This window comes from Sinobaca sp. SA16-1, assembly GCF_059510515.1.
Genome location: NZ_JCAKFL010000002.1, coordinates 731,323 through 755,036, shown reverse-complemented (window position 1 = coordinate 755,036; position 23,714 = coordinate 731,323). Strand labels below are relative to the sequence as shown.

Genomic DNA, 23,714 nt, shown 5'->3' with positions numbered 1-23,714 from the left:
ACCCGTCCGGTGACGATAGCCAAGAGGTCCCACCCGTTCCCATGCCGAACACGGAAGTTAAGCTCTTGTGCGCTGATGATAATTGGGGGGCGACCCCCTGTGAAAGTAGGACGTTGCCGGGCTTTATAATATTCCACAGTAGCTCAGTGGTAGAGCTATCGGCTGTTAACCGATCGGTCGCAGGTTCGAATCCTGCCTGTGGAGCCAATGGAGAGCTGTCCGAGTGGCCGAAGGAGCACGATTGGAAATCGTGTAGGCGGTGTTAACCCGTCTCGAGGGTTCGAATCCCTCGCTCTCCGCCATTACATAATAGCTTTTANCTGTGGAGCCAATGGAGAGCTGTCCGAGTGGCCGAAGGAGCACGATTGGAAATCGTGTAGGCGGTGTTAACCCGTCTCGAGGGTTCGAATCCCTCGCTCTCCGCCATTACATAATAGCTTTTAGGCCCGTTGGTCAAGTGGTTAAGACACCGCCCTTTCACGGCGGTATCACGGGTTCGAATCCCGTACGGGTCACCAATAATGGAGGATTAGCTCAGCTGGGAGAGCACCTGCCTTACAAGCAGGGGGTCGGCAGTTCGATCCTGTCATCCTCCACCATTATTTACAACATCGCGGGGTAGAGCAGTCTGGTAGCTCGTCGGGCTCATAACCCGGAGGTCGGAGGTTCAAATCCTCCCCCCGCAACCAAAATGGTCCGGTAGTTCAGTTGGTTAGAATGCCTGCCTGTCACGCAGGAGGTCGCGGGTTCGAGTCCCGTCCGGACCGCCATTTTATTTTTAAAGAAGTAGTTGTATTTTTCTAGTGATGCAGTATAAACTGTTCGTAGAGAAAATATATGCATGGCTCGATAGCTCAGTCGGTAGAGCAGTGGACTGAAAATCCACGTGTCGGCGGTTCGATTCCGTCTCGAGCCACCACTTTTTTTATGCCGGTCTAGCTCAATTGGTAGAGCAACTGACTTGTAATCAGTAGGTTGAGGGTTCAAGTCCTTTGGCCGGCACCATGTGGAGGGGTAGCGAAGTTGGCCAAACGCGGCAGACTGTAAATCTGCTCCCTCTGGGTTCGGCGGTTCGAGTCCGTCCCCCTCCACCATTTTTTATTCATATATATAGGGGTATAGTTTAACGGCTAGAACGGCGGTCTCCAAAACCGCAGATGTGGGTTCGATTCCTACTACCCCTGCCAATATTAATTATGGCGGTTGTGGCGAAGTGGTTAACGCACCGGATTGTGGTTCCGGCATTCGTGGGTTCGATTCCCATCAGCCGCCCCATTTTTGTATTGGGCTATGGCCAAGCGGTAAGGCATCGGACTTTGACTCCGTGATGCGCTGGTTCGAATCCAGCTAGCCCAGCCATTTATGCGGAAATAGCTCAGTGGTAGAGCACCACCTTGCCAAGGTGGGGGTCGCGGGTTCGAATCCCGTTTTCCGCTCCATTTCTAACGCGAGTCCAACATATAAAAGACCGCATTTTATAAATGGCGGCATAGCCAAGTGGTAAGGCAGGGGTCTGCAAAACCCCTATTCCCCGGTTCAAATCCGGGTGTCGCCTCCATACATCATTTTTATCTTTACAACCTGCCGGGGTGGTGGAATTGGCAGACACACAGGACTTAAAATCCTGCGGAGGGTGTACCTCCGTGCCGGTTCGAGTCCGGCCCTCGGCACCAACTTCATCAATTTACTGATATGGCGGTGTGGCGGAATTGGCAGACGCGCACGACTCAAAATCGTGTTCTTAACAGAGTGCCGGTTCGATCCCGGCCACCGCTACCATTCATTTAATAATAGGTAAACAGCTCCCACTGCCGGGAGCTGTTTTTTTATACTTTTTAGATGGAAATAATGCAAAATATTAACTGATTCCATGATATACTAAAAGAAATCATATATATTCATAATAGTAAGAATTTTCTATTTAATTTCCTTTTACATAAAAAGGGGGAATGCATATGAAACCTATGAAGCCGATCAAATCGAAGACTTCTATAAAAACAATAGACCCGCGTGAGGATTTACACATTAACTATACATTAACGCATACTATTCACTCGACAGTATTTATCACGTTTTTTTTCGAACAAAACGATAAAGAAGACTTTAAAACTATTATTTTAGAACGCCTTCCCGCGAATCATCGAGTGTACATTGAAGAAAACATGAGAAGTTGGTTTACTATTCCCGACGAAATAAACTTGTACATCCATCATCGGTATTAAATAATAAAAACACAACCATCACTGGTTGTGTTTTTATTATTTATGGCGCTTTCTGGAAAGAAAAAGCAGGCTGTTCGGCATCTAAAATAACCACATCCGCGTTTCCGCTGTGGATTTGATGAAACATTTTGGAGGAAGCTGCAAGAAGTTTTTCCGCCTCTTCTTTTGGAAGAGAAGGAGGAAGGTAAAAGAGCTGAAGGATCTCTGTGCTTTCTTCCGTTGTTTTCGTCCGATGGGAGTCAACAATAGGGCTTCCAAATGCTCCTTCCTCGTCGCAAGAGACAATTTTGTCTTTGAATGTATTGCTTCTTCCATTCAGTCCTTCGTATGTGTCGGATTCCTCTCCGATTTTCACCGTAACCGTTCCTTTTAATGCAGAAGCATCATAAATACCTGCAGGAAGCATGTATTGAATAGAGAAAAAGTTGTTTAAGTCAACGGCGGAATGGACAAAAGAAAGGTTTCCGTTTTTCTTTACAGATCGGGCGAGAGACTCGTGGGAAGGCCGGTACCTGGATGGATCTGTACCTGCTGCTTTAAAAATGCTGCGCCACTCTGCGATGCCTTTCTTTTCTATAAGAGGAAGATCCTGCAGTTCGGTATGAAGTGTTTCCTGGTAGAACTGCAGCCGGCCTTTAATCATTTTAGGAGACTCGCCAACTATGATATCCTTATAGTAGATAGCTCCAATTTTCAGTCCGGGAACTGCATTCCGTAGAGATTTATCGAGCAGGACGTGTGTTAGCATTGAAAAACTCCTTTGTGTCTTAATAAAATGAGTTTACTATAGTATGGAATGAAGAAAAAGGGGAGACGGCGATTGCCTGAAGAAACACTGAAAGAAAAAATAACATCCTACGCAAAAGAGATCGGCATTGATAAAATTGGATTTGCTTCCGCCGATCCCTTTCTAACCTTAAAAAACAGGCTGCTCACACAGCAGGCCCTTCAGTACCAGTCTGGTTTTGAAGAGAAAGATATAGAAAAAAGAACCCATCCCTCTTTGCTTATGGAGGAAGGACGGACGATCATTTCCATAGCGCTCGCCTATCCTTCTAAGTTAAAAAATGCCCCGAAAAGCAAAAAAGGGGACAGGCGCGGCGTATTCTGCCGTGCCTCCTGGGGAGAAGACTACCATCATGTATTACGAGAGCGCCTCAGGAGGCTGGAGCAGTACGTGAAGGAATTGGATCCGCAGGCGCAGTGCCGCTCCATGGTGGACACAGGAGAGCTCTCAGACAGAGCAGTAGCCGAAAGAGCAGGTATTGGCTGGAGCGCTAAAAACTGTGCCGTTATCACACCGGAATTTGGCTCTTATGTGTACCTGGGGGAAATGCTGACAACGCTTGCGATTGAGCCGGATATTCCATTAACGGATCAATGTGGCTCCTGCAATATATGTGTCGATGCCTGTCCGACGGATGCCTTGATTCAGGGGGGACAGCTTGATGCTAATAAGTGCATCGCCTTTTTGACGCAGACAAAAGATATGCTTCCGGAAAGGTACCGGAAAAAGATAGGCAACCGGATATACGGCTGTGACACCTGTCAGCAGGTATGTCCGAAAAACAAAGGGGTCGACTTTCATCACCAGAAAGAATTTGAGCCGGATCCGGAAACGGTCAAGCCGAACTTGAATTCGCTTCTTCATATGAGCAACAAAGAGTTTAAAGAACGCTTTGGTTCTATTGCCGGTTCATGGAGAGGAAAAAAACCAATTCAGCGTAACGCGGTCATTGCTTTGGGGAACTTTAAAGAAGAATCCGCCGTGCCGGAGCTTGTTGAATTAATAAAAAGTGATCCGAGGCCGGTCATCCGTTCGTCCTGTGCATGGACACTTGGGCAGATTGCAACACCTGAGGCTGTAGTAGGGTTGGAAGAAGCCTATATGCTTGAACAGGAAGCGGAAGTGCTGGCAGAACTGGAAACCGCACTTGGCCTGCAGTGAAACAGAAAGGGGATGCTTGAATGAAAGATATGCTGTATTATACAGAGGTGGCCAGTCCTATCGGTCCGCTGACGTTGTTTGCCTCCCATAAAGGGTTGATGGCTGTAAAGTTCGCGGCTGCTGAAGAATCAGTGTCATTATTTCATGTATGGGCGGCAAAATCCCGAGGCGTTAATTTTGAATTGGAAGAAAGCGCTCCAGCATTCAAGGAAGCAGTCCACCAGCTCAAAGAATACTTTAATGGGGAACGCACGGACTTTACTATTACGTATGATTTAGAAGGAACACCGTTTCAGAAAGCTGTATGGCAAGCCCTAATCGATGTGCCTTACGGAAAAACGGCATCGTATAAAGAGATAGCTGCCGCTGCCGGCTCAGAGAAAGCTGTAAGAGCAGTAGGCAACGCCAATAACAAAAACCCTATCCCTATCATGATCCCGTGTCACCGCATTATAGGAAGCAATGGGGCGCTTGTCGGATACGGTGGGGGAATGGACAAAAAAATCTATCTGCTGGAAATGGAAAAAGAACGGATGGAACAACAGTTGGAAATCAGATAGGCATCACAGAAAGGAAACATGAAATGAGCAACCATATCGTACTTTATCAGCCGGAGATTCCAGCCAATACAGGTAATATAGCAAGAACCTGTGCAGGCACCGGCACGCATCTCCATCTGATTCGACCTCTTGGATTTTCAACAGAGGACAAAATGCTGAAAAGAGCCGGCTGCGATTACTGGCCGGACGTTAAAATACATTATTATGATTCGTTTGATGAATTAACGGACACGTTTCCGCAGGGAATATTTTACTTTATCGAAACCGTGGGAAGCAGAACTTATTCATCTATTGATTACAGCAGGACAGAAGAAGATCTTTTCTTTGTATTTGGAAAAGAAACAAAAGGTATCCCTCAGGAGCTTATCGACCGCTATGCGGATACATGCCTGAAAATACCACAGAACGATTTAATCCGTTCGCTTAATTTATCCAACACGGCTGCAATTATTATTTATGAAGTGCTGCGTCAGCAGAATTTTCAGCAGTTAACGTAAAACGACAGGCCCTTGAAAAAGGGTCTGTCGTTTTACGTTGATAACGCTGTCAATTTTTACTTTTTGTGAGCCTTCTCATCCACTCCGGCAGTGAAAATAGAAGCCAGGAACATGACACAGATGCCAAGCAGCAGTAATAGTTTCATCTTCATCGTCCTTTCTATGTATCAGTCTATGCTATTAGTATAACCTACGGACCCCGGTGTGTGAAATGGTATCTGGATTACCGCTCTTTATGTTGTTATAATAAATACAGAATCATTCGAAAAAAACAGGAGGCGTCAAAACATGTATGTAGTGATGAACGAATTAAATGTGCCGGCACCTGCGCGCGGCCAGATGAAAGAACGATTTGGAAAAAGCGCTGAAAATATGAAAGAGGTGGAAGGCTGCCTGGATTTCATGTTTTTGGAACAGGAAAAAGAGGAAGCTCCTCTTGTTGTATTTACGAAGTGGGAATCCAAAGAAGCATACCAGAACTGGCTTCACAGCGATCAGTTTAAGAACGCCCATAAAGAAAAGCGGGAATCCAAAGAGAAGAGCCCGGCTTCTGGAAACGAATTAAAAGAGTTTGAAGTCGTTCATCATTTATAATAGTAAAGCCTGCAGCGCTGCTGCGGGCTTTTTAAAAGAAAAGGTTGCCATCTGATGAAAAATACATATTTAACAAGTCATTTTCCATTGTTCGCCATTCTTCTTTTCAGCTTATCGTTTGCGGTTTATACGGAACAACGGGTAAGCAGTTTTCTGCAGGATATTGGATTGTATCAGGGCATGATGGAAGTTATGTCGGAAGCAGGCATTAAGATAAGTATTCTGCTGTTTTGCATGCTTTTCTATTTTATGCTGTTTGCAGCATTTAAGCTCGTAGCGGGAACAATACTCGAGCTATCCCTGCTGTTTTTTTCAAAAGATCAGGAAGGGGAAGCACTGCAGAAAATCAGGGGAGGAAGTTGGATTTATCTTGGGGCCGGCCTGGTATCACTTCTTCTGGTTTCTTCTGCTGCGGCGCTTGGTGGTCTTTTTATTACAGCTGCGATTATCTATTTTACTTATTTTCTTTTTCGGACCAGGCATTTTATTTCAGCGCCGGGATTGATTGGGGTGCTGTTTCTCCACGGTAGCTTCTGGACCGTGCTGTTCCTGTCTATAGGCTATGCCGGCCTGCGTCTGTATAACAGTTTTATAGAAAGCCTGCCTGTTTTGTGAATTATTTTTACAAGGCTGGAATGGGTGCAAAAAGACAGGTGGGCGCGTATCGCGGCCCACCTGAAATGATATTTATAGTTATTCCATAACTTGTTTCCACCATAGGAGGGCCGGCTTTTCTCCTTCTATCGCAGAAAGAGAAGCCGGCTGGTCTTCTCCAATCCAGACCGCAGTAGTATAGCGTTCATTGTACCCGGCAAACCACAAGTCTTTTTCATCGTTTGTTGTTCCCGTTTTCCCACCAAAACTATCCGCATTTATCCCTGCCGCTGTTCCTGTTCCGGATACCATCACTTCCTTCAAGAGCACCCGCATTTCCTGATTTGTTTGTTCCGACCAGACCTGCTCTGTTTTATCCTTCCATTCATACAATATCCGTCCTTCTTCATCCTGCACGCTTGATATCGTCCGTGCCGGAGTGTAGGCTCCTTTGCTTGAGAAAGTAGTATAGGCGTTGGCAAGTTCCAATGGACTGATCCCCCGGCTGAATCCACCTAAAGAGGAAGCTGGAGTTTGATCGGCAGCGGTCACGTTATCAAACGAAAACGCATCCAGATAAGAAAAAGATTCATTTATTCCGGTCTCCTCAAAAAGCCGGACGGCGGATGTATTGTAGGAAGCCGCGAGCGCCTGCTTTAAGGAGGCCGGCTGAGTGGAGCCTGCTTGTGATACACAGTATTCTTTAATACAAATGTCATTCGTTGCCACCTTCGATGAGGAGGAAGCTTCAAACGTGTCGATATAAGGCGCATAGACGAGGAGCGGTTTAATGGTGGACCCGGGCTGCCTGTAAGCTTGAAAAGCCCGGTGAAATTCACCGCTTTGATAATCGCTGCCGCCGACGGCCGCAATAATTTTATGATTTACATGGTCAATCGTCACAGAAGCGCCTTCTGTGGCAGTACCTCGAAGAACAGAAGCGGCCGCTTTGTCCTGGGCGGCTTGAAAATCGCTGTCGAAATGAGTATAAATATGAATCCCGCTGTCAATTAATTCTTCGATGCGTTGATCGAGCTCTTCGGACACGGCCTCTTTTTCCTCTTCCGCTGCCGCTTCTGCTTTTTTCGAGTACCCTTCCTTCTCGGCCACAAGTTCACGGAATTCACTTTTTACGAGTTCTTCGTAGTCCGGTGATACGGAAGCCCTCGTTTTGGGCTCTGTAACGGTAATAGGGGCATCCAGTGCCTGTTGGTATTCTTCTTCTGAGATGTTTCCCATATCGAGCAGTTTCTGCAGGATCCATCCCTGGCGTTCTATCGTATTTTCTTTATTGTTAATAGGATCGTAGTAGGTGGGATTAGCGGGAATCGCTGCTAAAAAAGCTGTTTCCCCCAGGCTGAGTTCACTGCTTGATTTAGAAAAATAGGATTGGCTGGCAGTTTCAAATCCGTATATACCACGGTTAAAGTAAATAGTATTAATATACATTTCCAGTATTTCCGCTTTCGAAAATTCGTTTTCCAATTCTACAGCATAAAGAACTTCCGCAATTTTACGTTCATACGTCTGGCCGTGATGTAGAAACAGGTTCCTTGCCAGCTGCTGGGTTATCGTGCTCGCTCCTTCTTCAATAGAACCGGCATTGGCATTAGCCAGCACCGCGCGCAGCACGGCAGAAGCATCCAGACCGTTGTGCTCAAAAAACTGCTGGTCTTCCGTAGAAAGAAAAGCCTGTTTCACTATCTCGGGTGTTTTGGTCTGTTTTTTATACAAGCGGTTCTGTTCGTTATGCCATTCAGCCAGAATGTCATTTTTGGACGTATACACAAAACTGTTTGATGGTATTTGAAAGGTATCTCTATCTATGAGGTGATCCAGGGTTTGAGCAGGGGAGGTATAGTCGATACTTTCTGCAGCAATAGCAGCTGTCAGAAAAACAGTAATGGTGAGAAGCATAACAATAAAAAGCGTCCCGGCTTTGTTATTCAAAGGAGTTCCTACTTTCTTTCCAGCGTTCTTTTTCTTTATATCGGCAGAAATCCGAAAATAAAAAGAAAAACCCTCCATTTTTGGAGAGTTTAACTGGAAGCTGGTAAATCAAGAGCAGGAGAGGGGTAAAGGGAAGTGCTTTCTTCAATCCGCCGAATCATAAAAGGTTGATTATTTTCGTCGATTTCAATAGGGAAAACGTTAATTTCTTCTTCCGTTTCAGATGCTTCTTCGGCTCCGGCCCCCTGGAAAGAAAGATCCAGCACCTGATTGGCAATAACAGGCTGCATAGTGACCGGAGCATCTCTTCTCCATGAGACAGATTCGCCGCTGTCGATATAAAAGGACTGTTTGTATCCACCCAAAAGGGAATTGGCAGCAGAAGATTCCAGTGCTTGTTCTACATAGAGGGTGTAAATGCCGCCCCGTTCCATTTCCTCAGCAGGAGGGATAATCTTAACTTCCTGATCAGTCGTAAGAACAAGAACGGAATTTAATTTTTCGTCGTTTTCATCGGTAATATAAATGTTTTCCTCTGTGAGAGAGTCAGGGTTGACCGCCTGATTTAAAGTGAGTGTCCAGATCTCGTCTCTGGCTATTTTTACCGGTGTGTTTACATCTTTGAATGTGCTGCTGTTTTTTACTTCATACATTTCTACATTTTCAATTTCATCCGCATGGCTGTCGAGAGAAGCTGTATCCGTTGGATAAACAGAGTGCTCAATGTTAAATTCCTCTGGATCCGGATAGCGCAGAGAATAATAAATCTGCAGTGTGTTCTCGCTTATATTCGTTTGTTCAATATTTAATCTATAGCCTGTTGAGTTTTTTTCCCCCCATGCCATAGTAAGTTCCTCATCATTTAGAGAATAAGATAATCCCGGCGGGGAGGTATTTACTTCATCAGCCATGGAGTCCAGGGTAAACATAGATGCATGACCTGGAAAAATAGAGAACGCGAGAACTATGGAAAAAAGAACCCATAGTACCTTCATAAAATATCCCCTTATTGTTACGTGTCAATTAAATTTTAAAAAAATTCCTTTAGTAATTGTTACACATTTGTTACATAATTTTTCATTTTAAGTTATAGTATTGATTTTATCCTATATGACCGTCAACTAGCAACTTCTATTTACGGGAAGACAATGATTGTTCTTGTAAATCAATAATGATACATTATAATAGATATGAAACGGAGGAAAAGAAATGAATAATATCGCCCGTGAGATATGGGATTGGGTCAAAACATTTATTATCGTTATACTAGTCGTACTTATCGTAAGACAGTTCTTATTTGCCAATTACATGGTGCATGGAGAGTCCATGATGCCTACAATAGAAAATGGAGAACGTCTGATTATTAATAAAATTGGATATGAGTTTGGAGAGCCGGACCGTTCGGATATGATTGTCTTTCACGCAGATGAACAGAGCGATTATATTAAAAGGGTAATTGGTGTACCTGGAGATCACATTGCATTCGAAGATGATGTTTTGTACGTAAACGGTGAAGCCCAGGATGAAGCTTACCTTGAGCCTTACAAAGAACAAGCTTCCGAAGCGGGGTTATTTACACAGGATTTCACTTTAGAAGAGCTCACAGGACAGAGTACGGTGCCGGAAGGGTCTGTATTTGTAATGGGGGACAACCGTTTAAATAGTATGGACAGCCGTCAGCTTGGATTTATTGAATCAGAGGAAATTGTAGGAAAAGCAAATTTACGCTATTGGCCGATTGAAGAGTTCACGTTAATAGGATAAGAACAAATGTACCTTCTTAAATAAAGAGGGTGCTTTTTTTATTATTCCGACTATTTTAAGAGAGCGTTTTCTTCAGTAAGAAGTAATTGACGCGCTGTTAATGGAGAAGGTACAATAACTACCGTTCGTTAGTTTTGAAAGGCGTGTTGGGTAATGAGGAAAGACAAGGTAAAACAGGAAGCGTTAGTACTGTTTGCTGATAATGGCTACGATGGAATGAGTTTATCAGACCTGGCTGAACAGCTTGGGATGAAAAAACCTTCCTTATATAATCACATCGAAAGCAAGGAATCGTTATTTCTTGATATCGTGGATGAAGTATTTCGTTCGTACGTAGACTATGTAAAAGATTCAATATCGTTGAAAAGCAAAAGCAATGTCGAATACCGGCTGAAAGAAGTGTTAACATCAACAGCACGATTTTTAAGTTCTAAAGATAAAGGAATGCTGTATATGAGAGTGTTAACATTTCCGCCGCGACATCTGCAGCCAACCATATTGAACAAATTTTCAGCTTACGAAGGAGAAACCGACAGCCTGCTTATTACGCTTTTAAAAGAGGGAATGGCGCAGCAGGAAATCCAGCAGGGAGATACAACCACGTACCTGCAGGCGTTTTATGTTATTTTGGACGGAATTGCAACAGAAATGTATATATATGATGCGGAAACAGTAGAAAAGAAAACAGAAGCGGCATGGTTTGTTTTCTGGAATGGAATCCGTTACAACGGTCAGGTGGGATAGTAATGGAATGGATTGGATGGTATTTAGGAATATTTGTAATGGCTGCAACCCCGTGGCTTGAACTGATTGTAGTTATTCCGATAGGCATTGGAGCGGGGCTTCATCCTGTTCCGGTAGCGATTGTGTCGTTTTTAGGAAACGCTCTGCCGGTGCTGCTTATTATTTACGGTATGGACTGGATGAGAAAAAGACAGTGGTATCAGCGGTTTATTCAAAAACGGAAAGATAAAACTGACACGAAATGGGAAAATGCCGACCCAAAAAAACTGGCAAAAAAAGAAAAACGCCAGAAGAGAATGAAACGTATTTTCGATAAATACGGAATTCCCGGCATTGCATTGGCCGGACCGGGAATTACGGGAATACATTTAGCCACGGCCCTGGCGATGGGCTTCCAGGGAGGCCGGAAACAAATTGTACTGTGGATGAACGCCAGCCTCGCCATATGGACTATTGCCATGACAATCGCTTCTGTAACAGGGATAGATTGGCTTATGAGCTGGTTTGGATAAAAAAAGCTGTACTGCCTAAAGGGGCAGTGCAGCTTTTTTTAGGAGTTCCTGGAGATTACTGCCAGTGGGATTGAATAAATTCGTCCCGCCCTGACTGTTTTCTATCTTCTTTATACTCTTTTTCATGGGTTTTATAAAAGTTCTGGTGATAATCTTCTGCTGGATAAAAAACAGCAGCGGGTTTAATTTCCGTAACGACGGGGCTGGAAAACTTTCCGCTCTGCTCCATGTCTTGTTTAGACTGCCGGGCAGAGGCTTCCTGATCTGTATTATGATAAAAAACAGCAGTACGGTATTGGGAACCGCGGTCCTGAAACTGTCCGCCATCGTCGGTAGGGTCAATTTGCGGCCAGTATAACCGGAGCAGCTTTTCATACGAAAACAAAGAGGGATTGAATTCGATCTGCACCGCTTCGTAATGACCGCTTTCTCCTGTTTTTACTTCTTCATAAGACGGGTTGTCCACATGTCCGCCTGTATAGCCGGAAGTGACACTGATGATGCCTTCAAGTTCATCAAAGGGCTGAACCATGCACCAAAAGCATCCTCCAGCAAATGTCGCTTTTTCATAATCTACAGTCTTGGTCATCCATATCGTCTCCTTTTCAGCCAAATTGTAGCACAATCGAAAGATATTTTTACAGTGGAATGCTCTTACCTGCGCTAAAGGGTTGAAGGAAGAGCCGGAGAGGAGTAAAATGACAAAATATTGCTACCATTTGATACATAGTACAGGAGGATGAAGGAAATGGATAAGGTTACTTTATTTGTAAACAAATATTTTGCTGTGTTTGTGCTGGCAGCTGCAGGAGCAGCTTTTGTTCTGCCGGATGTGTTTGTAGGGATTACAGCGTACATTACGCTGCTGCTCGGCATTATTATGTTTGGAATGGGAATGACTCTAAAAGGAGCAGATTTCGGTATTATTGCTAAAAAGCCGTTTCCGGTTATTGTGGGCGTAATCGCTCAATTTGTGATCATGCCGACCATTGCCTTTTTAATTGCTCTGGCCATGCAGCTGCCGCCGGAGATTGCAGCCGGCCTTGTGCTCGTTGGTGCTTCACCGGGAGGAACGGCTTCCAACGTCATGGTGTACTTAGCAAAAGGGGATGTAGCACTTTCGGTTGCCATGACATCGGTCTCCACTATATTGGCCGTTATCATGACACCGCTGCTGCTTTTACTGTTTGCAAACACATGGCTGCCTGTGGATGCGGGCGCTATGCTTCTTTCGATTGTCCAGGTTATATTAATTCCAATTACACTTGGCATTGCAGCAAGAAAACTGCTGCCGGCTGTAGTTGAGAAGGGCACGCGTGTCCTTCCAATTGTGTCAATGGCTGCTATTGTAGCTATAGTAGCAGGAGTATTGGCAGCAAATAGAGAAAATGTTATAGAGACAGGAGCGCTCGTTATCGCAGCTGTCATTCTTCATAATGGCTTCGGTCTGCTGCTGGGCTATACGGCCGCCATGTTTATGGGACTTAACCAGGCCCAGCGGCGCGCTGTATCGCTTGAAGTAGGGATGCAGAACTCCGCTTTGGCCAGCCAGCTGGCAACGGTACATTTCACACCGCTGGCTGCGCTTCCAGCCGCCATATTTTCCGTTTGGCATAATATTTCAGGACCGCTGCTTGTCTCGTGGTGGGGAAGAAAAAAACGCGCATAAAAAGAGAGGAGAGAAGCATACTTGCTCGCTAAATTGGGAATACTCCTACTATGGGCTTTATCTGTGGTGTACTTAATTTTTTTCGCACCGGCAGAAGAGCAGTATACGATGGAGCAGATGCAGGCTCTTTTTACATTTGAACAAACCAGCATGAATCCGCTGGTTATTGCGTTATTTAATTCACTGGGAGTATGGCCGCTTCTGTTCACTGCTTTTTTGTTTACCGATCCCGGCGGCGGACGGATCAAAGCGTGGCCGTTTGTCATGCTTTCTTTTGGAGCCGGCGCTTTTGCGCTCATGCCTTATATCGCTCTTCGAAAAGAAGCTCCGCGTCTGCTAAAGCCGGGTGCGGTCGGAAGAGTTACTGGATCGAAAGTATTTGCAGGCCTGCTGGTGCTTCTCGCAGCAGCGCTGATTATTTATGCCGCCGGCAGCTTTCAGCCGGGTGGACTGTGGGAGGCCTTCTGGTCTTATCATTTAGTACACACAATGGTCATTGATTTTGTGTTATTCGCGCTGCTGGCAGTATACATGATAAAAAAAGATGCAGAAAAACGAAATGTGCAGCTTACATCTAAACAATGGGGGCTATTCAGTATCCCCCTACTTGGAACGGCGCTGTATCTGCTGTACCGGCCGAGCTGGAAAAAAAGCAGGTATTCTTATAAAAGAGATAGGAGAAAAAGATGACAACGTTGAAATGGGGCATTTTAGGACCAGGTACGATATCCATTAATTTTTCCAAAGCGATTAAAGCAGTTAACGGAAATGTACATGCAGTAGCATCAAGAAGTATGGAGAGGGCGCAGGCCTTTGCGGATACCTACGGAATAGATCAGGCGTATGGAAGTTACGAAGAGCTTTTGGAAGACAACGATATAGATGTAGTATATATAGCAACCCCGCATTCTCATCATTTTGAATGGGTAATGAAAAGCCTGGAGAAAAACCATCACGTTTTCTGCGAAAAAGCAATCACAGTAAATGATAAACAGCTCCAGATTTTAAAAAAAGAAGCGGAAACAAGAGATCTTATTTTAGCGGAAGCCATGACGATTTATCACAACCCCCTTCATAAGAAAATAAAAGCATTTATCGAAGAAGGCGGAATTGGTAAAGTCAATATGATTAATGTGACGCTTGGGATGTTTAAAGACTTTGATGAAACCGATCGTTTTTTCAACAAAGATCTGGCTGGAGGCGCGCTGCTTGATATTGGCACCTATGCTTTGACGTTTGCCCGGTACTATTTAACCGAGTTTCCGAATGATATTACCACGCTTGGTACGACAGCGTCTACAGGCGTGGATGAACAATCAGGTATTGTACTGAAAAACGGGCAGCAGGAAGTAGCGGTCGTATCGTTAGCCCTTCGTGGGATCATGCCTAAAAAAGGGCTGATTGCCGGCTCAAAAGGGTATATTGAAATGGATAACTTCCCCCGTGCGGTACGTGCAGATATTGTCTATAATGACGGAACGACGGAGACAATGGAAGCAGGGGAAACCGCCAAGGCTCTCCAGTACGAAGTGGAGGCGATGAACCAGATGGTGATCAATCGCAGAAATGACGGTACGCTCGAGTTGACGTCCGATGTGATGAAGATTATGGACGAAGTCCGGGAACAGTGGGGACTGCGTTTCCCCGAGGAATAACAAAAAAGATGAGCCCCGGCGGCTCATCTTTTTTTGTCTCATTAACTTGGATGTACGGATTTATTTCTTTGCAGGAGCGGGAATATAAGGGGTAATATTCCAAATTTCAGACGCGTACTGCATGATCGTACGGTCGCTGGAAAATTTTCCGGAGTGAGCAATGTTTGTGATGCTCATTTCCTGCCATTTATTCCACTGCTGGTACGTCTGATCAATCATTTCCTGTGCTTCTACATAACTCTCAAAGTCTTTCAAAACGAAATACTCATCGTTATCGCGGAGCAGGTGGTAATAAATATCTTTAAAGGCGAGCTCATCCTGTCCAAAAAAGCCGTCATGCAGCTGATTGATCATATGGTGTAGCCGCTTGTCGCTCTGATAGAGGGACTTTGCGCTGTAGCCGCCTGTACGGTGAAGTTCTTCAATTTCGGATTCTTCCATGCCGAACAGGAACATATTGTGTGCGCCTACCATATCTTTTATTTCCACGTTAGCGCCGTCGAGCGTCCCGAGCGTTAGGGCCCCGTTCATCATAAGCTTCATGTTACCGGTGCCGGAGGCCTCTTTTCCGGCCGTAGAAATCTGCTGACTTACTTCTGAAGCCGGGATGATCATTTCGGCCAGGCTGACATTGTAATTTTCGAGAAAGACTATTTTGATCTTATCATTAATCGAGGCGTCGTTATTGATCTGGTCAGCAGCGGAAACAATCAGCCGGATCACCTGTTTGGCAAAATGATAGCTTGGTGCTGCCTTTGCTCCAAATATAAACGTACGGGCCGGGATATCCGCCTGAGGATGCTCTTTTAAATACAAATAGCGGTTTATGACATAAAGAATATTTAGAAGCTGTCGCTTGTAGCCGTGAAGCCTCTTAATCTGCACATCAAATATGGAGCGGTCATCAATGATAAGACCGGTTTTATGTTTGATATAACGAGCCAGGTTTTGTTTGTTGAATTGCTTTACTTCAAACAGCTTCTGCTGAAATGAAGCATCATTGCTGTACCGGAGCAGCTTGATAAGGTCTTTAGGGCGTTCTTTCCATTCATCACCAATAGAAGAGTTGATTAATGAAGTCAACTCCGGATTGGCCTGGATCAGCCAGCGCCGGTGGGTAATCCCGTTTGTTTTATTGTTGAATTTTTCGGGGTACAGCCCGTAAAATTGTTTCATTTCTGATCTTTTAAGAATTTCTGTATGCATTTTGGCAACACCATTTACGCTGTAGCTGCCGACCACTGCGAGATGGGCCATCCGCACCTGTCCGTAGCTGATGATGGCCAGTTCATGAATGACCGGGCGGTACTCCGGATGATCATGATACACCATCTGGCAGAAACGTTCATTGATTTCTTCTGTAATCATAAAAACACGCGGAAGCAGCTCGGAAAATAAAGGCACGGGCCATGTTTCCAATGCTTCGCTTAAAATAGTGTGGTTTGTATAGGCAACCGTATTGGTAGTAACGTGCCAGGCTTCATCCCATCCAAGTCCTTCTTCATCCATAAGCAGACGCATCAGTTCTGGAACAACTAAAGAGGGGTGGGTATCGTTAATTTGTATACTAATATATTCGTGAAGACTGGCGCAGGATTGACCGGTGCGCTGCTTAAAAATCTTCAAAATCGTCTGCAGGCCGGAGGAAACTAGAAAATACTGCTGCTTCAGGCGGAGCGTCTTTCCCTCCATATTGGAATCGTCTGGATAGAGAAATTCAGATATTCTTTCGATAGAGCGCTTGGATTCTAAGTGATCATAATAGCTTTGTTTATCTCCTGCATAGAAAGCCGTTTCGTCTTCCAAAGGCTCTGCACTCCAAAGGCGCAGCGTATTGATCGTTTCGTTATTATAGCCTTTTATCGGCACATCATAAGGAATAGCAGCCACTTTTTCAGCATCGAGAAGGGAAACTTTCATTTTTCCGTCTTCCTCATATGTTTCTACGCGGCCGCCAAAACAGATGACCGCACGCAGGTCGGGACGTTTTGTTTCCCAGACGTAGGGCTCCCGCAGCCAGTAGTCGGGCAGTTCCACCTGATTGCCGTCGACAATCTTCTGTTCAAACAGGCCGTACTTGTAGCGGATACCATAGCCGTGGCCGGGAATCTGCAGTGAAGCCATAGAGTCGAGAAAGCATGCAGCCAGCCGTCCGAGTCCGCCGTTTCCAAGGCCTGCATCGTGTTCACATGCGAATACTTCTTCCGGAATAAATCCGAGGTTGGTAATAGCTGTTTTCATCGGATCAAGCCAGTGCATATTCAAAAGATTGGATTCCAATAAACGTCCCATCAAAAATTCCATTGAAAAATAATAGACCGTGCGGGGAGTTTGTTCCTTGTAGCGCTTTGTTGTCTGAAGCCATTCGCTGTTAAGATTTTCTTTTACAATAGAACTTACCGCGATGTACATTTCTCTTGGTGTGGCTTCGCTGCTGGTTGTACCCAGCTTTTTTTCCAGGGTATAACAGATGGAATCCTGAAGCTTTTGTTCATTCATGTTGATTCACTTCTCCTTTTGTCATGAAAGCTGCTGGTACAAATTCTGATAAACACGGGCAGACGTTTTCCAGTCCACTTCTGCTTTATAAATATTGGCCAGCAGGCTGGACCACTGGCTGCTGTCTGCATAAACAGAAAGAGCGTGGTCGATGCAACCCAGCATTTCATATGCATCGGACTGATGGAAGGTAAATCCATTCCCGGTGCCGCTCTCGGGATTAAAAGGATGAATGGTATCTTTCAAGCCGCCGGTTTCTCTTACAATCGACACGGTCTCGTAGCGAAGAGCGATAAGCTGGCTTAAGCCGCACGGTTCAAATCTAGATGGAATAAGCAGAAAGTCGGCTCCTGCATATATTCTCCGGGCCAGGCCTTCATCAAAATAGGTTCTGATCGAAGCCTGCTCCGGGTAATGAGTGGAAATATCCCGAAAATACTGCTCCAGGCCTGGATCTCCAGTGCCAAGCAGCACAAATTGAATATTCCGCTCCATTAATTCCGGAAAAACGTCAGCTACGAGCGGAAGGCCTTTTTGGTCTGCCAGTCTGGTTACCATAGCGATAATAGGAATATCGCCATTCACGGGTAGTCCGAGCTCAGACTGAAGACTTTCTTTGTTTTTTCGCTTTCCTTCCGGCGAATGCTGGTAGGGGTGAGGAATATAAGAATCATTTGCAGGATCATAGGAAGCGGTATCAATACCATTTAGAACCCCGTGCAGAATATCTGATTTATCCATCAGCAGAGAATGCATTCCTTCTCCGAAAAACGGGCTTTTAATTTCCTCGGCGTAGGTAGGGCTTACAGTCGTAATTAAATCACTGTGATGAACCGCCGCTTTCAGGCAGTTGATCAATCCATTCCATTCCATGCCGAAATAGTGCTCTCCGCTTAAATTAATAAGGTCGTCAAACGCGGAATTCTGCAGAATGCCCTGGTACTGCAGGTTGTGGATTGTAAACACTGTTTTGTAGTGTAGTCCGTATGCTTTCAAAAAAGCGGGAACCAGTCCTGTCTGCCAGTCATGGCAGTGAATAATGTCAGGTTCTTCTTCCAGGTGGGGAAGAGAAGCAATGACAGCTTTGGAGAAAAACACGAATCGTTCGCCGTCGTCATAATAGCTGTATATATTAGCACGATCAAAATAGTAATTGTTTTTAAGGAAGTAATACGTAATTCCTTTTTCGTTTAATTTAAGTAAATCTGCACGCTGCTGGCGCCAGCCTAAATGAATCGTTATGTCGGTTTTAACAAGCTCGAGCCTGTCAGCAAAATGGTCTTTCATAAACTGATTGTAATACGGCAGAATCACTTGAACGTGATCATCGCTTGTTTCTTTTAAAGCATGAGGGAGGGCACCCACCACATCGGCGAGGCCCCCTGTTTTAAAAAATGGTTGTGATTCAGAAGCGGCAAATAAAAGGTTCATCTGACTTCTCTCCTTATATAACTGAACGTTTAGCTATGACATACGGACGGTCTTCAATACCTTTGAGCGTCGTTCCGCTGGCAATAGTGCTGTCTTTATCAATAATAGAATAATCTATCGTGGAATCGGCTTTAATATGGCAGCGTTGGAGAATAATAGAGTCCTTCACAACGGCCCCTTTTTCTACCGTTACTCCGCGAAAGAGAATGCTGTTTGAGACTTCTCCTTCTATTGTACACCCATTGGCTACGAGAGAGTGATTTACTTCAGCATCTTCGCCGTATTTGGTTGGCGGCTCATCTTTTACTTTCGTATAGATCCGCTGGTTTTCAAAGAACAGCGTCTCGTAATGGTCGGTATTCAAAAGGCGCATATTTTGTTTATAGTAGCTTTTCAGCGACTGGATAAACGCCGTATAGCCTTCATGATGGTACGTTTGAACAGATAATTTATTTAAGTTGTCTTTAATGCCGTTTAGGAAGAAATTTTCTTTTTCGTTGTTAATGCATTCATCCACAAGTTTCATAAGAAGGCTTTTCTTGATGATGTACATGCCGGTAAAAATGGAAGGCAGGCTTCTATCATGCGAAAAAGCAGTCACGGCTCCATTTTCATCTGTCTGTAGTTTAAGATAGCTGTTATCTTCTCTGTCTTCATCAGACAAGCTGGCCGAAATTAACGTAACATCTGCTCCTGAAGAAATATGCAGATCAAGTGCTTCCGAAATAGGAAGGTTCATAATGCATTGGCTGCCGCTTAAGAAAACATATTCGGCTGAACTTCTTTCAAAAAAGTCACGGTTATTATGAAAATGCTGTAGATCGCCGCGGGAAATATCAGATGGGTCGTTCCAGTCCGGAGGCAGGATGAAAAGCCCGCCGCGCTTTCTGTCAAGGTCCCAGTCAGAACCCGTGCCCAGGTGATCCATAAGAGACCTGTACTTTTCACGTGCAAAAATAGCAATATCATGAATGTTTGCATTACTCATATTGGAAAGAGTAAAGTCAATCAGCCGGTATCTTCCGGCAAAGGGAACAGCAGCCCCGCTTCTAAAATATGTTAACTCATTAAGGTTACTGTATTCTGAATCTAAATTTATAACACCCATCATTTTAGCCATAGTCTAGCCTCCTATTATTATCGTTGATTGCTTGGCAGGTATTGTTTAAATGAAGTATCGCTGTCAACGACCATACTATCTTCTGCCTTGTCGAATGTAATAACACAGTTGTCGGGAATAACGGTCCCGGGCCGGACGATAACTTTTTCTAGTGTGACATTTCTGCCGATTTTCACTTCCGGCATAATGACTGAGTCTTTTACCGTGGAGCCTGCCTCCACACGGACTCCCTGGAAAAGCACGGAGCGTTGAATGTGGCCAAGTACATGGCAGCCTTCATTAATAAGAGAATTGGAAACGGTCGATTCCTTTCCCATGTAGTGGGGAGGCTGGTTAGGGTTTACGGTGTAGATTCTCCAGCTCCTGTCATGAAGGCGGAGGCCTGAGTTTTGATCAAGCAGGTCCATGTTCGCTTCCCAGTAGCTTTTGATCGTTCCAACATCTTTCCAGTAGCCATGGAAGGAGAACGCTTTTAATTTCCGCTCATCCTCAAGCATTCTCGGAATAATATCTTTGCCGAAATCATGACTTGATTCAGAATTTTCTGCGTCTTTAATCAAGTAGTCACGCAGGGAAGCCCAGGTGAATATATAAATACCCATGGAAGCCAGGTTATTTTTTGGTTCACTTGGCTTTTCCTGGAATTCAATTACTTCCATTTGTTCATTTGTATTCATAATTCCAAATCGTGAAGCTTCATCCCACGGAACTTCAATAACCGATATAGTAGCATCGGCATTTTCTTTTTTATGGGCGGTCAGCATAGCATCATAATTCATTTTATAAATGTGGTCTCCCGAGATAACGAGTATATATTCAGGATCGTACTGATCGATAAACTGCATATTCTGGTAAATAGCGTCTGCAGTACCGGAATACCAGCCGCCGCCTGCCTGCACGGTAAAGGGAGGAAGGATGGAGATGCCTCCATACTTTCTATCAAGTTCCCACGGACTTCCGGAGCCGAGATGGCGGTTTAAGTCCATCGGCTGATATTGGGTCAACACCCCGACCGTATCTATGTTGGAGTGTGTGCAGTTGCTTAAGGTAAAATCAATAATTCTATATTTTCCTCCAAATGGGACAGCGGGCTTTGCTGTATCCTTTGTTAACTGGCCGAGACGCTTTCCTTCGCCGCCCGCAAGCAGCATTCCAATAATTTCTTTACCCATTATGTTTCCTCCTTTTAATTGCCTTTCTTTTCTTAAAATACAGTGTAGAAAATGGTGGTACTACTGTGTCAATGGAATGAGGCCTCCCGTGAAGAGGTTTGGGGGAAGAGGGGAGATAGAGTCTGTTTGTATACCCGCTTCCTCCGAACTTCTCTTCATCGCTGTTGAATACTTCCTGATACAGGCCGGATTCGGAAACACCGATCCGGAAGTGAGGGAATTTTATTCCAGAGAAATTACATAATACCAGCAGTTCCTCTTCCTCGCACTGCCGGGTAAAAAGAAGAATGCTATGATCGTTGTTATCGGCGTCAACCCAGGTAAACCCTTCCGGTTGATGATCCCATTTATACAGGGCCGGATGACTGCCGACAAAGGCCTGCAGCGAGGCGACATAAAATCGAAGAGCGTCGTGCATCGGATACGTTAAAAGATTCCATGCAAGCTCTTCTTTGTCACGCCACTCATCGTAAGCACCCATCTCACCTCCCATAAAAAGAAGCGTTTTCCCAGGATGGGATGCCATGTATCCATAGAGAAGGCGAAGCTGCGAAAATTGTTCCTCCTGGTTTCCCGGCATCTTGCCGAGGAGCGATTTCTTTTCATGGACGACTTCGTCATGGGAGAGCGGAAGGATAAAGCGTTCGGAAAACGCATAAACTCCCGAAAAAGTCAGCAGATGATGATAGTGCTTTCTTTCAGTCCAGTGTAATTTCATATATGTTAACGTATCATTCATCCATCCCATGTTCCATTTGAAATCAAAACCGAGGCCGCCTTCCTGAACAGGATGAGTTATCATCGGCCAGGCCGTACTTTCTTCAGCTATCATTAATGTGTCCGGCAGTATATCAGAAACGCCGGTATTGAGCTGTTTCAAAAAATCCACCGCTTCTAAATTTATACCTTCTCCATGTATATTATAAACCTTTGCATCCATTTCTGTTTTTTCGAGGTTGTAATAAATCATGCTTGCCACAGCATCAACCCGGATGCCATCCAGATGCAGGTCTTCCAGCCAAAATATGGCATTAGAGATTAAAAAAGAACGGACTTCCGGCTTCGTATAATCAAATACCAGTGTTCCCCAGTTCGTTTTTTCAGCTATTGCCTGGTCATTGTATTCATACAGCGGTTGACCATCGAACTGCCGAAGGCCGTGGGAATCTTTGCAAAAATGGCCCGGTACCCAGTCCATGATAACGCCAATGCCGGAAGCATGGCAGGAATCAACGAAATACTTAAAGTCATCGGGTGTTCCATAACGGCTTGTAATGGAGAAATACCCCGTAACCTGATAGCCCCAGGACTGGTCAAAAGGGTGCTCGGATATGGGGAGAAGCTCCACATGAGTGTATTCCATTTTTAGAAGGTAGGGTATAATATGGTTGGCAAGCTCCCGGTAAGAATAGAATGTTCCGTCCGGATGCTGTTTCCAGGTACCCGCGTGCATTTCATAAACGGATAGCTGCGACTCAAAAAAATTCGTGTCTGCCCGTTTTTGCAGATAAGCTTCGTCATTCCAGCGGTATGTTGACTCTGGTATGGAAACAGAAGCCGTATTGGGCCTTATTTCGGAAAACGCGGCATAAGGATCAGCCTTTAAAAGGATCCTGCCGTCTTCTGTAGTAATGGAGTATTTATATGTAGCTTGTGCTTTCCATTCCGGAAAAAACCCGGACCATACTCCAAGACTATCAATACGATGCAGTTCAAAGCCTTCTCCTGTCCAGAAATTTTCTTCGCATGCTATATGCATTTCTTTAGCATGCGGAGCCCAGACGGTGAAGCGCCAGCCTTTTTCTCCCTTAAAGGTGATATGCTGGCAGCCAAACACATGATGGCTGTGGTAAAGTGTTCCTTCATGAAAAAGATAAAGTTGTTCTTCTGTAATGCCGTACATATCCATTTGCATAGCTCACCTAAATTCGTTTGACGTAAAAGTTTCGTTTTAACAGCAGATGCATATATAATACTTATTCGCTGTTACAGTGGTATTCCCTTTATTAAAGGAAATTAATTATTTTTTTTCAACTTTATATAAGAATAATGAAATGTTAAAAGAGAAAGGAGCGGTGTATATGTTTTTTGGAACAGAAAAAGTTCTTCCTGCAGCACGGACAGCTAAAGAGTTTGATGGTCTTTTAAAAAAAGAAGGTATCCATATTGTGCTGCTCAACACCCATATCGCACAGCTGAAAAGCATGGTGCAGCTGGCTAAATCCGAGAATAAAAAGGTGATTCTGCACGCCGATCTGGTGCAGGGGCTGGCGCATGATGAATATGCAGCACAGTTTCTCTGTCAGCATATTAAGCCCTATGGTTTAATTTCAACAAGAAAACAAATGCTTATTACAGCAAAAAAACATAAGGTGTTGGCAATGCAGCGTTTGTTTCTGCTGGATTCACTGGCTCTTGATACAAGCTTTCGTTTAATAGAAGACGTCAAGCCGGATGTCATAGAAGTCCTGCCGGGCGTCATTCCGGGCATGGTTAAAGAAGTACGCGAGCGTTCCGGTATTCCTGTAGTAGCCGGCGGACTTATCCGTACGGAACAAGAAGTAACCAATGCTCTGGACGCGGGGGCAACAGCCGTAACGACGAACCGAAAAGAACTTTGGGGTCATTCTGTATAAAAAGGAAGCTTTTCTCTTTACAATAATTCCAGTCGGGGTGTACAATAGGCTTAAGTTAAAATCAGGTCGGAGCCGCAGGAGAGACCGCAATATTTCTATACAGGACAACTGTATGGACATATTGCGGTTTTTTTATACCCAATAAAA

Annotated in this window: 22 protein-coding genes, 17 tRNA genes and 1 rRNA gene; 31 read left to right on the top strand and 9 right to left on the bottom strand. The window is 44.7% G+C overall.

Annotation, left to right across the window (positions count from 1 at the left end; genetic code table 11):
• The first annotated feature begins 5 nt into the window (after positions 1-5).
• The 19 genes from rrf to AC5W2J_RS07895 all read left to right on the top strand — a co-directional run bounded on the left by rrf (position 6) and on the right by AC5W2J_RS07895 (position 2,222).
• Positions 6-122: ribosomal RNA gene (gene rrf, locus AC5W2J_RS07985) — 5S ribosomal RNA — on the top strand.
• Between the two features lie 10 nt (positions 123-132).
• Positions 133-207, top strand: a tRNA-Asn gene (locus AC5W2J_RS07980).
• A 2-nt stretch (positions 208-209) separates the two neighbouring features.
• Positions 210-302: transfer RNA gene (locus AC5W2J_RS07975), tRNA-Ser, on the top strand.
• A gap of 31 nt (positions 303-333) precedes the next feature.
• Positions 334-426, top strand: a tRNA-Ser gene (locus AC5W2J_RS07970).
• Positions 427-443: 17 nt separating this feature from the next.
• Positions 444-518: transfer RNA gene (locus AC5W2J_RS07965), tRNA-Glu, on the top strand.
• A 5-nt stretch (positions 519-523) separates the two neighbouring features.
• A tRNA-Val gene (locus tag AC5W2J_RS07960) sits at positions 524-599 on the top strand.
• A 13-nt stretch (positions 600-612) separates the two neighbouring features.
• Positions 613-689 (top strand) — tRNA-Met (locus tag AC5W2J_RS07955).
• 4 nt (positions 690-693) lie between these two features.
• Positions 694-770 (top strand) — tRNA-Asp (locus AC5W2J_RS07950).
• Positions 771-843: 73 nt separating this feature from the next.
• A tRNA-Phe gene (locus tag AC5W2J_RS07945) sits at positions 844-919 on the top strand.
• A gap of 10 nt (positions 920-929) precedes the next feature.
• Positions 930-1,005 (top strand) — tRNA-Thr (locus AC5W2J_RS07940).
• Positions 1,006-1,008: 3 nt separating this feature from the next.
• Positions 1,009-1,094 (top strand) — tRNA-Tyr (locus tag AC5W2J_RS07935).
• Positions 1,095-1,112: 18 nt separating this feature from the next.
• Positions 1,113-1,187 (top strand) — tRNA-Trp (locus tag AC5W2J_RS07930).
• 12 nt (positions 1,188-1,199) lie between these two features.
• Positions 1,200-1,275, top strand: a tRNA-His gene (locus AC5W2J_RS07925).
• Positions 1,276-1,284: 9 nt separating this feature from the next.
• Positions 1,285-1,359 (top strand) — tRNA-Gln (locus tag AC5W2J_RS07920).
• Positions 1,360-1,364: 5 nt separating this feature from the next.
• Positions 1,365-1,439, top strand: a tRNA-Gly gene (locus tag AC5W2J_RS07915).
• Positions 1,440-1,483: 44 nt separating this feature from the next.
• Positions 1,484-1,558 (top strand) — tRNA-Cys (locus tag AC5W2J_RS07910).
• A 25-nt stretch (positions 1,559-1,583) separates the two neighbouring features.
• A tRNA-Leu gene (locus AC5W2J_RS07905) sits at positions 1,584-1,673 on the top strand.
• 21 nt (positions 1,674-1,694) lie between these two features.
• Positions 1,695-1,779 (top strand) — tRNA-Leu (locus AC5W2J_RS07900).
• 176 nt (positions 1,780-1,955) lie between these two features.
• Complete coding sequence (locus AC5W2J_RS07895; protein WP_496058926.1) at positions 1,956-2,222, top strand: hypothetical protein; 267 nt, start codon at positions 1,956-1,958, stop codon at positions 2,220-2,222.
• A 40-nt stretch (positions 2,223-2,262) separates the two neighbouring features.
• On the opposite strand, the gene AC5W2J_RS07890 is transcribed toward AC5W2J_RS07895, so the two are convergent.
• Positions 2,263-2,970: a B3/B4 domain-containing protein gene (locus tag AC5W2J_RS07890; protein WP_496058925.1), complete on the bottom strand. Its 708-nt coding sequence runs from the start codon at positions 2,968-2,970 to the stop codon at positions 2,263-2,265.
• Between the two features lie 72 nt (positions 2,971-3,042).
• Here AC5W2J_RS07890 and queG point away from each other — a divergent pair, with 72 nt between their 5' ends.
• From queG to AC5W2J_RS07865, 5 genes are all read left to right on the top strand, one after another.
• Positions 3,043-4,170 (top strand): tRNA epoxyqueuosine(34) reductase QueG, encoded by a 1,128-nt coding sequence (gene queG, locus AC5W2J_RS07885; RefSeq protein WP_496058924.1) that lies wholly within the window; start codon positions 3,043-3,045, stop codon positions 4,168-4,170.
• A 20-nt stretch (positions 4,171-4,190) separates the two neighbouring features.
• Positions 4,191-4,730 carry a methylated-DNA--[protein]-cysteine S-methyltransferase gene (locus AC5W2J_RS07880; protein WP_496058923.1) on the top strand — a complete coding sequence of 180 codons (540 nt, stop codon included), beginning with the start codon at positions 4,191-4,193 and terminating at the stop codon, positions 4,728-4,730.
• A 23-nt stretch (positions 4,731-4,753) separates the two neighbouring features.
• Positions 4,754-5,227 (top strand): tRNA (uridine(34)/cytosine(34)/5-carboxymethylaminomethyluridine(34)-2'-O)-methyltransferase TrmL, encoded by a 474-nt coding sequence (trmL, locus tag AC5W2J_RS07875; protein WP_496058922.1) that lies wholly within the window; start codon positions 4,754-4,756, stop codon positions 5,225-5,227.
• A 288-nt stretch (positions 5,228-5,515) separates the two neighbouring features.
• Positions 5,516-5,821, top strand: coding sequence for an antibiotic biosynthesis monooxygenase family protein (locus tag AC5W2J_RS07870; RefSeq protein ID WP_252314490.1), 306 nt, complete (start codon positions 5,516-5,518; stop codon positions 5,819-5,821).
• A gap of 54 nt (positions 5,822-5,875) precedes the next feature.
• A complete protein-coding gene (locus tag AC5W2J_RS07865; RefSeq protein ID WP_496058921.1) occupies positions 5,876-6,436 on the top strand; it encodes a DUF5366 family protein in 561 nt (186 codons plus the stop codon).
• Between the two features lie 78 nt (positions 6,437-6,514).
• Here AC5W2J_RS07865 and AC5W2J_RS07860 read toward each other — a convergent pair whose 3' ends face one another.
• Complete coding sequence (locus AC5W2J_RS07860; RefSeq protein WP_496058920.1) at positions 6,515-8,365, bottom strand: transglycosylase domain-containing protein; 1,851 nt, start codon at positions 8,363-8,365, stop codon at positions 6,515-6,517.
• 89 nt (positions 8,366-8,454) lie between these two features.
• Complete coding sequence (locus AC5W2J_RS07855) at positions 8,455-9,360, bottom strand: protease complex subunit PrcB family protein (protein ID WP_496058919.1); 906 nt, start codon at positions 9,358-9,360, stop codon at positions 8,455-8,457.
• A 214-nt stretch (positions 9,361-9,574) separates the two neighbouring features.
• Here AC5W2J_RS07855 and lepB point away from each other — a divergent pair, with 214 nt between their 5' ends.
• The 3 genes from lepB to AC5W2J_RS07840 all read left to right on the top strand — a co-directional run bounded on the left by lepB (position 9,575) and on the right by AC5W2J_RS07840 (position 11,385).
• Positions 9,575-10,129 (top strand): signal peptidase I, encoded by a 555-nt coding sequence (lepB, locus tag AC5W2J_RS07850; RefSeq protein WP_496058918.1) that lies wholly within the window; start codon positions 9,575-9,577, stop codon positions 10,127-10,129.
• Between the two features lie 153 nt (positions 10,130-10,282).
• Positions 10,283-10,873: a TetR/AcrR family transcriptional regulator gene (locus tag AC5W2J_RS07845; protein WP_496058917.1), complete on the top strand. Its 591-nt coding sequence runs from the start codon at positions 10,283-10,285 to the stop codon at positions 10,871-10,873.
• Positions 10,874-10,875: 2 nt separating this feature from the next.
• Positions 10,876-11,385 (top strand): small multi-drug export protein, encoded by a 510-nt coding sequence (locus AC5W2J_RS07840; RefSeq protein ID WP_496058916.1) that lies wholly within the window; start codon positions 10,876-10,878, stop codon positions 11,383-11,385.
• Positions 11,386-11,440: 55 nt separating this feature from the next.
• Here AC5W2J_RS07840 and msrA read toward each other — a convergent pair whose 3' ends face one another.
• A complete protein-coding gene (msrA, locus tag AC5W2J_RS07835; protein WP_496058915.1) occupies positions 11,441-11,974 on the bottom strand; it encodes a peptide-methionine (S)-S-oxide reductase MsrA in 534 nt (177 codons plus the stop codon).
• A 150-nt stretch (positions 11,975-12,124) separates the two neighbouring features.
• Between msrA and AC5W2J_RS07830 the strand changes: the two genes are divergently transcribed.
• From AC5W2J_RS07830 to AC5W2J_RS07820, 3 genes are read left to right on the top strand one after another with little or no spacing between them, the layout of a single operon-like run.
• Complete coding sequence (locus AC5W2J_RS07830; RefSeq protein WP_496058914.1) at positions 12,125-13,054, top strand: bile acid:sodium symporter family protein; 930 nt, start codon at positions 12,125-12,127, stop codon at positions 13,052-13,054.
• 33 nt (positions 13,055-13,087) lie between these two features.
• Complete coding sequence (locus AC5W2J_RS07825) at positions 13,088-13,744, top strand: hypothetical protein (RefSeq protein ID WP_496058913.1); 657 nt, start codon at positions 13,088-13,090, stop codon at positions 13,742-13,744.
• The gene (locus tag AC5W2J_RS07820) at positions 13,741-14,709 is read left to right on the top strand and encodes a Gfo/Idh/MocA family protein (RefSeq protein ID WP_496058912.1); all 969 of its coding nucleotides are present in this window, start codon (positions 13,741-13,743) and stop codon (positions 14,707-14,709) included. Before AC5W2J_RS07825 ends, AC5W2J_RS07820 begins: the two co-directional genes overlap by 4 nt.
• Positions 14,710-14,769: 60 nt before the next feature.
• Here the strand turns inward: AC5W2J_RS07820 and AC5W2J_RS07815 are convergent, their stop codons facing one another.
• From AC5W2J_RS07815 to glgB, 5 genes are read right to left on the bottom strand one after another with little or no spacing between them, the layout of a single operon-like run.
• Entirely contained in the window at positions 14,770-17,208 is a 2,439-nt protein-coding gene (locus AC5W2J_RS07815) for a glycogen/starch/alpha-glucan phosphorylase (protein ID WP_496058911.1), read from the bottom strand.
• Between the two features lie 21 nt (positions 17,209-17,229).
• Positions 17,230-18,639, bottom strand: a complete 1,410-nt coding sequence (locus tag AC5W2J_RS07810) for a glycogen synthase (RefSeq protein ID WP_496058910.1) — start codon at positions 18,637-18,639, stop codon at positions 17,230-17,232.
• Positions 18,640-18,652: 13 nt separating this feature from the next.
• On the bottom strand, positions 18,653-19,759 hold the full coding sequence (gene glgD / locus AC5W2J_RS07805; protein ID WP_496058909.1) for a glucose-1-phosphate adenylyltransferase subunit GlgD: 1,107 nt from the start codon (positions 19,757-19,759) through the stop codon (positions 18,653-18,655).
• A gap of 17 nt (positions 19,760-19,776) precedes the next feature.
• On the bottom strand, positions 19,777-20,931 hold the full coding sequence (locus tag AC5W2J_RS07800; protein WP_496058908.1) for a glucose-1-phosphate adenylyltransferase: 1,155 nt from the start codon (positions 20,929-20,931) through the stop codon (positions 19,777-19,779).
• Positions 20,924-22,840 (bottom strand): 1,4-alpha-glucan branching protein GlgB, encoded by a 1,917-nt coding sequence (glgB, locus tag AC5W2J_RS07795; protein ID WP_496058907.1) that lies wholly within the window; start codon positions 22,838-22,840, stop codon positions 20,924-20,926. The genes AC5W2J_RS07800 and glgB overlap by 8 nt, the downstream gene beginning before the upstream one ends.
• 172 nt (positions 22,841-23,012) lie before the next feature.
• Here glgB and AC5W2J_RS07790 point away from each other — a divergent pair, with 172 nt between their 5' ends.
• Positions 23,013-23,567 (top strand): glycerol-3-phosphate responsive antiterminator, encoded by a 555-nt coding sequence (locus tag AC5W2J_RS07790; RefSeq protein ID WP_496058906.1) that lies wholly within the window; start codon positions 23,013-23,015, stop codon positions 23,565-23,567.
• Positions 23,568-23,714: the final 147 nt, after the last annotated feature.